6 protein-coding genes are annotated in these 7,805 nt (G+C 68.9%); 5 read left to right on the top strand and 1 reads right to left on the bottom strand.

The genetic code is table 11. The features are described 5' to 3' along the window. Window positions 1-275: 275 nt before the first annotated feature. From ACQE3L_RS15385 to ACQE3L_RS15370, 4 genes are all read left to right on the top strand, one after another. A complete protein-coding gene (locus tag ACQE3L_RS15385) occupies window positions 276-1,820 on the top strand; it encodes an acyl-CoA carboxylase subunit beta (RefSeq protein WP_426964740.1) in 1,545 nt (514 codons plus the stop codon). Continuing rightward, window positions 1,820-2,155, top strand: a complete 336-nt coding sequence (locus tag ACQE3L_RS15380; protein ID WP_426964739.1) for a DUF8022 family protein — start codon at window positions 1,820-1,822, stop codon at window positions 2,153-2,155. The genes ACQE3L_RS15385 and ACQE3L_RS15380 overlap by 1 nt, the downstream gene beginning before the upstream one ends. A gap of 379 nt (window positions 2,156-2,534) precedes the next feature. Further along, the gene (locus tag ACQE3L_RS15375) at window positions 2,535-4,379 is read left to right on the top strand and encodes an acetyl-CoA carboxylase biotin carboxylase subunit (protein ID WP_426964738.1); all 1,845 of its coding nucleotides are present in this window, start codon (window positions 2,535-2,537) and stop codon (window positions 4,377-4,379) included. Window positions 4,380-4,469: 90 nt separating this feature from the next. Continuing rightward, window positions 4,470-5,126, top strand: coding sequence for a DUF1028 domain-containing protein (locus tag ACQE3L_RS15370; RefSeq protein ID WP_426964737.1), 657 nt, complete (start codon window positions 4,470-4,472; stop codon window positions 5,124-5,126). Between the two features lie 49 nt (window positions 5,127-5,175). Here the strand turns inward: ACQE3L_RS15370 and ACQE3L_RS15365 are convergent, their stop codons facing one another. After that, window positions 5,176-6,837, bottom strand: a complete 1,662-nt coding sequence (locus ACQE3L_RS15365) for an ABC transporter substrate-binding protein (protein ID WP_426964736.1) — start codon at window positions 6,835-6,837, stop codon at window positions 5,176-5,178. Between the two features lie 189 nt (window positions 6,838-7,026). Between ACQE3L_RS15365 and ACQE3L_RS15360 the strand changes: the two genes are divergently transcribed. Then, window positions 7,027-7,635, top strand: a complete 609-nt coding sequence (locus ACQE3L_RS15360) for an NUDIX hydrolase (protein ID WP_058366885.1) — start codon at window positions 7,027-7,029, stop codon at window positions 7,633-7,635. Window positions 7,636-7,805: the final 170 nt, after the last annotated feature.

Raw genomic sequence — 7,805 nt, 5'->3', positions numbered from 1 at the left:
TGGTCGAGCCGACTGGGGCTTTCTGGGCGTTGTTGTCGAGCGCAGCAGGATCTGCAACAGAAACAGAAAAACCACTAGCTGACAGAAAAACAGAACAACTACCGTGCTCCACTAAGTATCGCTATCCCGCGTGTTTCGGCTATCGTCACCGAGACGGGGGACGGGACACGAGCGGGTACGACGGACGTCGAACCACAATATCGTCGTGTAGCAGAACCCTTTTGCCGACGCTCGGAGACTCACGACGTAATGACTGAAGGTGGTCCCGCGTGACGATGGACGACCGTATCGAGGACCTGCGAGAACGCCGCGCCGAGGCCGAGAAGGGCGGCGGCGAGGACCGCATCGAGTCCCAACACGAGAAGGGGAAGATGACCGCGCGCGAGCGGATCGACTACTTCCTCGACGACGGCACCTTCCACGAGTTCGACCAGTTCCGGACGCACCGGAACCACACGTTCGGGATGGAGGAGAACCAGATCCCGGGCGACGGCGTGGTGACGGGCTACGGCGAGGTGAACGGTCGGAAGACGTTCGTCTTCGCGCACGACTTCACCGTCTTCGGCGGGTCGCTCGGCGAGGTCTTCGCCGAGAAGGTCTGTAAGGTGATGGACAAGGCGATGGACGTGGGCGCGCCCGTCATCGGGCTCAACGACTCCGCGGGCGCCCGCATCCAGGAGGGCGTCGCCTCGCTCGGCGGCTTCGCGGAGATCTTCCGCCGCAACACCGAGGCCTCCGGCGTCATCCCGCAGATCTCGGCGATCATGGGCCCGTGCGCGGGCGGCGCGGTCTACTCCCCCGCCATCACGGACTTCACCTTCATGGTGAAGGACACGTCGCACATGTTCATCACCGGACCGGACGTGATCGAGACGGTGACCGGCGAGGAGGTCACCTTCGAGGAACTCGGCGGGGCGGTGACCCACACCTCCACCTCCGGCGTCGCGCACTTCGCGGAGGAGAGCGAGGAGGACGCCCTCGACGACATCGCCCGACTGCTGTCGTACCTCCCGCAGAACAACGTCGAGGACCCGCCGCGCGTCGAGCCGTGGGACGACCCCGAGCGAGCGGACGACGAGCTCAACGACATCGTTCCGGACGCGCCGCGCAAGCCCTACGACATGAAGGACGTGATCGGCCGCGTCGTCGACGAGGGCTCCTTCTTCGAGGTCCAGGAGAACTTCGCGAAGAACATCGTCGTCGGCTTCGCCCGCCTCGACGGCCGCTCCGTCGGGATCGTGGCGAACAACCCCCGCGTCAACGCGGGGACGCTCGACATCGAGTCGAGTCAGAAGGGCGCCCGGTTCGTCCGCTTCTGTGACGCGTTCAACGTCCCGATCGTCACCTTCGAGGACGTGCCCGGGTTCATGCCCGGCACCGACCAGGAGCACAACGGCATCATCCGCCACGGCGCGAAGCTGCTGTACGCCTTCTCCGAGGCGACCGTCCCCCTGCTGACGGTCATCACCCGGAAGGCGTACGGCGGCGCCTACTGCGTGATGTCCTCGAAGCACATCGGCGGCGACGTGAACTACGCGTGGCCGACCGCGGAGATCGCGGTGATGGGCCCGAAGGGCGCCGTCAACGTGCTCTACCGCGAGGAGCTGGCGGCCGCGGACGACCCCGACGCGCGCAGACAGGAGCTCATCGACGAGTACCGCGAGGAGTTCGCGAACCCCTACACGGCCGCGGACCGCGGCTTCATCGACGACGTGATCGAGCCGCAGGAGACCCGCGCGCGCCTCATCGACGACCTGGAGATGCTCACCGGCAAGCGCGAGAGCCTCCCGGACAAGAAACACGGCAACATCCCGATCTGATGGCGACCGACGACACCGCGCCGGACGGCACGGGTCCGCGGGAGGGAGAGGGCGAACGCGACGCCGCGCCGGCGCTCGATCCCGCCGCGCTCGCGATCCCGGACGACGCCGACGAGGGCGAAGCGGCGGCCATCGTCGCGGCGGTCGCGGCCCACCTTCGCGACCAGGAGGCGGCCGCCGCGGCCGCGGCAGCCGACGGAGCCGAGGAGACGTGGGACGGCGACCGCTGGACGTTCGCGGGCCGGCTGGAGTCGACGAGCCGGCGGACCGTCCGCGTCCCTCGCGACGCCCCGCGGGACGCGTGGAGCGCGGCCGGGCGCGCGGACCGGTTCTGACGGCGGTGGGGTTTGACGGCGGGAGGGTCTGACGGCGGTGAGAAATGGCGCCGGCGCTCGGCGTCGTCTGCGTGTGCGGACGAAACGAACGGCCGATGTTCGTCGGCCGGCGGCGCATTCCCCCGACTTCCCTTGTGTCGGTCGCGCCCCGGATGTGACCCCGGTCTTCCCCCGAATCCCGGTGACAGCGTTCCTTTCGAGCGGGAGTATAAATGTCTATCCCCCGGAATATCCCCGGTGAGAACGCGGCGCGTCCGCGGGCGCTGTCGGCGGCTGCGCATCGACACCAATTCTCGGTCGACCGGGGCGATGCGCTCCGTTGACTCGCTCGGGAAAGACCGACAGAATGAGGTGGTCGTTCGTGGAAGACCCTGCAAGAATGTTCGACAAGGTTCTGGTCGCCAACCGAGGCGAGATCGCGGTGCGCGTGATGCGCGCCTGCGCGGAGCTGGGGATCGACACCGTCGCCGTCTACAGCGAGGCGGACAAGCACGGCGGGCACGTCCGGTACGCGGACGAGGCGTACAACGTCGGCCCGGCGCGCGCGGCCGACTCCTACCTCGACCAGGAGGCGATCGTCGAGGCCGCGCGCAAGGCGGACGCGGACGCGATCCATCCAGGATACGGCTTCCTCGCGGAGAACGCCGAGTTCGCCGCTCGCGTCGAGGACGCCGAGGGGATCGCCTGGGTCGGCCCCTCCAGCGAGGCGATGGAGCGGCTGGGCGAGAAGACCCACGCCCGCCGCGTGATGGAGGAGGCGGACGTGCCCATCGTCCCCGGCACGACCGAACCGGTCGACGACGTCGAGGCGGTCACGGCGTTCGGCGACGAACACGGCTATCCCGTGGCGATCAAGGCGGAAGGCGGCGGCGGCGGCCGCGGCATGAAGGTCGTCGAGAGCGCGGACGAGGCGGCCGACCAGCTGGAGTCGGCCAAGCGGGAGGGCGAGGCGTACTTCTCGAACGACTCCGTCTACCTCGAGCGCTACCTCGAGAACCCCCGCCACATCGAGGTGCAGATCGTCGGCGACGAACACGGCAACGTCGTCCACCTCGGCGAGCGCGACTGCTCGCTCCAGCGCCGTCATCAGAAGGTCATCGAGGAGGGGCCGTCCCCCGCGCTCTCCGAGGAGCTCCGCGAGCAGATCGGCGAGGCGGCCCGCCGCGGCGTCGCCGCGGCCGACTACTACAACGCCGGCACGGTCGAGTTCCTCGTCGAGGAGGACGGCGACCGCGAGCCGGGCGAGCTCCTCGGCCCGGACGCGAACTTCTACTTCCTCGAGGTGAACACCCGCATTCAGGTCGAGCACACCGTCACGGAGGAGCTCACCGGCATCGACATCGTGAAAGAGCAGCTCCGGGTCGCGGCCGGCGAGGCGCTTTCGGTCGAGCAGTCCGACGTGACGCTTGACGGCCACGCCATCGAGTTCCGCATCAACGCGGAGAACGCCGCTCAGGAGTTCCAGCCGGCCAACGAGGGCAGCCTCGAGACGTACGACCCGCCGGGCGGTATCGGCGTCCGCCTCGACGACGCGCTCCGGCAGGGCGACGAACTGGTGACCGACTACGACTCGATGATCGCGAAGCTGATCGTCTGGGGCGAGGACCGCGAGGAGTGTCTGGCCCGCTCCCGGCGCGCGCTCGCCGAGTACGACATCGAGGGCGTCGTCACCATCGTCCCGTTCCACCGCCTCATGCTGGAGGACGACCGCTTCGTCGGCGGCACGCACACGACGAAGTACCTCGACGAGGAGCTCGACCGCGACCGCGTCACGGAGGCCCAGGAGAAGTGGGGCACCGGCGACGCGACCGCGGACGAGGACGGCGACGAGGAGGTCACCGAGCGCGACTTCACCGTCGAGGTGAACGGCAAGCGCTTCGACGTCTCGCTGGAGGAGCGCGGTGCCCCCGCCATCCCGACGCCGGAGGCGGGCGGCACCGGCGGTGCGGAACGGCCGCCGCAGGCGCAGGAGGGCGACGACGACGGCGCCGCGGTCGAGGTCGCGGAGGGCGGCGAGGCCATCGAGGCGGAGATGCAGGGAACCATCCTCTCGGTCGACGTCGAGGAGGGCGACGAGGTGGGCGCCGGTGACGTGGTCTGCGTGCTGGAGGCGATGAAGATGGAGAACGACGTCGTCGCCGAGCGCGGGGGCACCGTGGCGAGCGTTCACGTCGGTGAGGGCGACAGCGTCGACATGGGCGACGTGCTTGTCGTCCTGGAGTAGCGAGCGGACTTCGGTCCCCGACGGAGCGCCGTCCCCGGTGCGGGCTGCCGTCTCCGGCATTCCTTTATCTACCGTGTGCGATCGGATCGCATGACGTACTCGATCTGCGCGACGGACGGCACTCGACACGGCGTGGTCATCGCGACGAAGGCGCCCACGGTTGGATCGCTCGCGCCCAACCTCTCGTACCACGGCGCGCTCTCCTCGCAGGCGACCGTCTCGATCCCGCTCGGCAGACGCGCCGCCCGACTGATGGACGAGGGCGCGGACGTGGCGGCCGCGGTCCGGACGCTGATCGACCGCGACGAGCACGCCGACGAGCGCCAGGTCCACGGCGTCGACGTCCACGGAACGACGTTCCACCACTCCGGCGAGAACTGCGTCGACTGGTTCGGCGGGATCGAGGGGGACGGCTACACCGTCGCGGGCAACATGCTCGACGGCGAGCACGTGGTGGAGGCGGCCGCGGAGGCGTACGAGGCGGCCGCGGACGAGCCGCTGCCCGAGCGGCTGCTCGCCGCCGTCACCGCCGGCGAGGACGCGGGCGGCGACAAGCGCGCGGAGAACGCCCAGAGCGCCGCGCTGCGGGTTTATGACCCCGACGAGCCGCGGCTCGAACACGACGTGCGCGTCGACGACCACGAGGACCCCGTCCCGGAGCTCCGGCGTGTCTACGAGGTGGCGAAAGAACAGGGCGAGGAGTGGGACGACGGGTTCCGGAAGATGGACCTCCAGCGGCATCCCTGAGCGCGGTCGGCATCTCGGGGATCGGGACCAAAAATCGCGTTCGGGGGGTCTACAGCCCGATGTCCTTCACGTAGATCTGCTCGTCAGCGCGCGCCTCCCAGTCGAGGCGTTCGCTGATCCCGTAGAGGTTGTGGTGCTGGTGCAGGTAGATCCACGGCGCCTCGTCGTGAGCCAGCGCCATCGCCTCGTGATAGAGGTCGCGGCGGGCCTCCACGTCCGGCTCGTCCTCCGCGGCGCGGAACAGCTCGTCGAGGTCGTCGTTGGCGTAGGTCGTGAGCGACCCGTAGCTCGCCAGCACCGGGATGGCGATGGCGCTGGTGTCGAAGGAGGCGTTCCCCCAGCTGATGAGGTACATGTCCGGCGAGGTCTCCATGTTCCCGTCGGTCAGCTCGCTCGCGAGCGACGCGAACTCGCGCTGTTGCACCTGACAGGAGACCCCGTCGAGGTCGCTGATGTAGCCCGCGACCGCCTGCGCGACCTGCACGTCGCCGAACACGTCGCCGACCGGCGAGTCGAGCGTCAGGCTCACGTCGTCGTACGGGCTCTCGTCGACGAGCTCCTGAGCCCGTTCGGGGTCGTACGGGTACGGGTCCACGTCCGGGTTGTAGCCGAAGAAGTCCGGGAGCGTGGGCTGACCGAGCGCGATGCCGAACCCCGACAGCACGTTCTCGATGATCGCGTCGAGGTCGATGGCGTAGTTCATCGCCTGCCGGAACGGCACCGAGTCGAACGGCTCGACGTTGTACTTCATCGCGACGAAGACGAGCCGCGTCGCGGGCGAGGAGTCGATGCGCGTGTCCTCGTTCTCCTCGACCTGCGGCGCGTCGTTAGGGTTGAGGTCGGTGATCAGGTCCGCCTCGCCCGAGGCCAGCGCGCTCCACCGGGAGCTGGACTCCGTCGACCCCCGGAACGTCGCCTGCGCCACGTCCGGCTGATCGCCCCAGTAGTCGTCGAAGCGCTCGTAGACGAGCTCCACGTCCTCCTCGTACGCCCCGACCTCGTAGGGACCGGTGCCGTTCATCTGCCGGCCGACTTCGCCGTCATCGCGGCTCTCGGTCCACTCCCGCTCCATCACGGTGAGGTACGCCGCGAACAGCGCGAACACCGCGGGGTTGACGCTGGTGAGGTTCACGTCCACGGCCGCGCCGTCCATCGACGGCTCCGCGCCCGCCACGCCGGTCAGCTGGTCGGCCTGCGGACTGGCGATCCCCACGTCGGGGTCGACCGTGCGGTTGATGCTGTAGGCCACGTCCTCGGCGGTCATCTCGTTGCCGCTGTGGAACTGCACGCCCTCCCGGAGGTGGAACCGAACGGTTTCGTCGTCCAGGCGCTCGTAGTCGGTCGCGAGCTGGGCGATTATCTCGGTGTCCGCGTTCCGCCTGATGAGCCCCTCGTACGCCTGTGCGAGCGACCGCGTCGTCACCGCCTCGCGGTGGTCGTGTGGGTCGAGCGTCGTCGGCAGCGAGTCCTGCACGATGGTGATGGCGTTCGCGTTCTCGCCGTCGCCGTCCGCGTCGTCGTCGGTGCCGCTCCCGCCACCGGAGTCGGTGCCGTCACCGCCCTCGGTCGGCGTGATGTCGTCGATGTCCTCGCCGGAACAGCCGGCCAGAAGCGTCGCGGTCGCGCCGCTGCCCGCGTACGCGAGGAACCGCCGCCTCCCGACGCCGTCGGGGTCGCCGCCACCGCTCGATGTCTTGTGAGTATCCCTCATACGTCACGGTAGGAACTACCACGGATATACGTTGCAGTCGCGGCCGTTCCTGCCCGTGCTCCGACGGGAGCGTCGGGACGGCGGGACCGGGGTCGGGCGCACACGCCCCGTGGAGCGCGCGAGCCGCGCGGGCCGCGCGGACCGCGCACTATCGAACGCTTATTAGTCCCGGTCTCCGTGACTCCCCGTATGAGCACCACGGACGCCGCCGAGGGAACCGACGTGGACGCGTCGGGCGCCGCCGACGAGGGGGACCTCGAGCACGAGAACGCCGCGCAGGACGTTATCCGAGTCGACGCCGAGGACAACGAGCAGGGGCTCGCGAACCGCCTCGACGCTCACACGGGCGACGGGATCCGCCACCGCGCGTTCACCTGCCTGATCTTCGACGGCGACGGCCACCTCCTGCTGGCCCAGCGCGCGCCCGACAAGCGCCTGTGGGACACCCACTGGGACGGGACGGTCGCCTCCCACCCCGTCGAAGGGCAGTCACAGAAGGAGGCGACCCGCCAGCGACTGGAGGAGGAACTCGGGATCACCCCCGACCAGTACAACGACCTCCGCGTGACGGACAAGTTCGAGTACAAGCGCTACTACGAGAACGCCGGGCTGGAGTGGGAGGTCTGTGCGGTGCTGAAGGTCACCCTCGACGACGCCTCGCTGGACCCTGACGAGGACGAGATCGCCGGCATGCTGTGGGTCGACTACGAGCACCTCCACGAACACCCCGAGTGGTACCGCCAGCTCCGACTCTGCCCGTGGTTCGAGATCGCGATGCGGCGCGACTTCGCGGAGTAGGCGCCCGACCTCGCGCCGGACGAAGCGTGTGAGCGTCCCGAAAGGGACCGATACTGAGTAGAGTACGGTAGTTGTTCTGTTTTTCTGTCAGAAGATGGTGTTTCTGTGTCTGTTGCAGGTCCTGCTGATCGGGACGGCACCACCCAGAAAGCCCCAGTCGGCTCGATCCG

It is taken from the genome of Haloparvum alkalitolerans (assembly GCF_050122995.1).
Lineage (GTDB): Archaea > Halobacteriota > Halobacteria > Halobacteriales > Haloferacaceae > Haloparvum > Haloparvum alkalitolerans.
Note: the sequence above shows the minus strand (reverse complement) of the source record. Positions and strands in the feature narration are given on the sequence as shown.

Excerpts from the sequence above, each read along its gene's own strand:
- ACQE3L_RS15370 (WP_426964737.1), top strand. The coding sequence starts at position 4,470 with ATGACGTACTCGATCTGCGCGACGGACGGCACTCGACACGGCGTGGTC.
- ACQE3L_RS15380 (WP_426964739.1), top strand. The coding sequence starts at position 1,820 with ATGGCGACCGACGACACCGCGCCGGACGGCACGGGTCCGCGGGAGGGA.
- ACQE3L_RS15375 (WP_426964738.1), top strand. The coding sequence starts at position 2,535 with ATGTTCGACAAGGTTCTGGTCGCCAACCGAGGCGAGATCGCGGTGCGC.
- ACQE3L_RS15360 (WP_058366885.1), top strand. The coding sequence starts at position 7,027 with ATGAGCACCACGGACGCCGCCGAGGGAACCGACGTGGACGCGTCGGGC.
- ACQE3L_RS15365 (WP_426964736.1), bottom strand. The coding sequence starts at position 6,837 with ATGAGGGATACTCACAAGACATCGAGCGGTGGCGGCGACCCCGACGGC.
- ACQE3L_RS15385 (WP_426964740.1), top strand. The coding sequence starts at position 276 with ATGGACGACCGTATCGAGGACCTGCGAGAACGCCGCGCCGAGGCCGAG.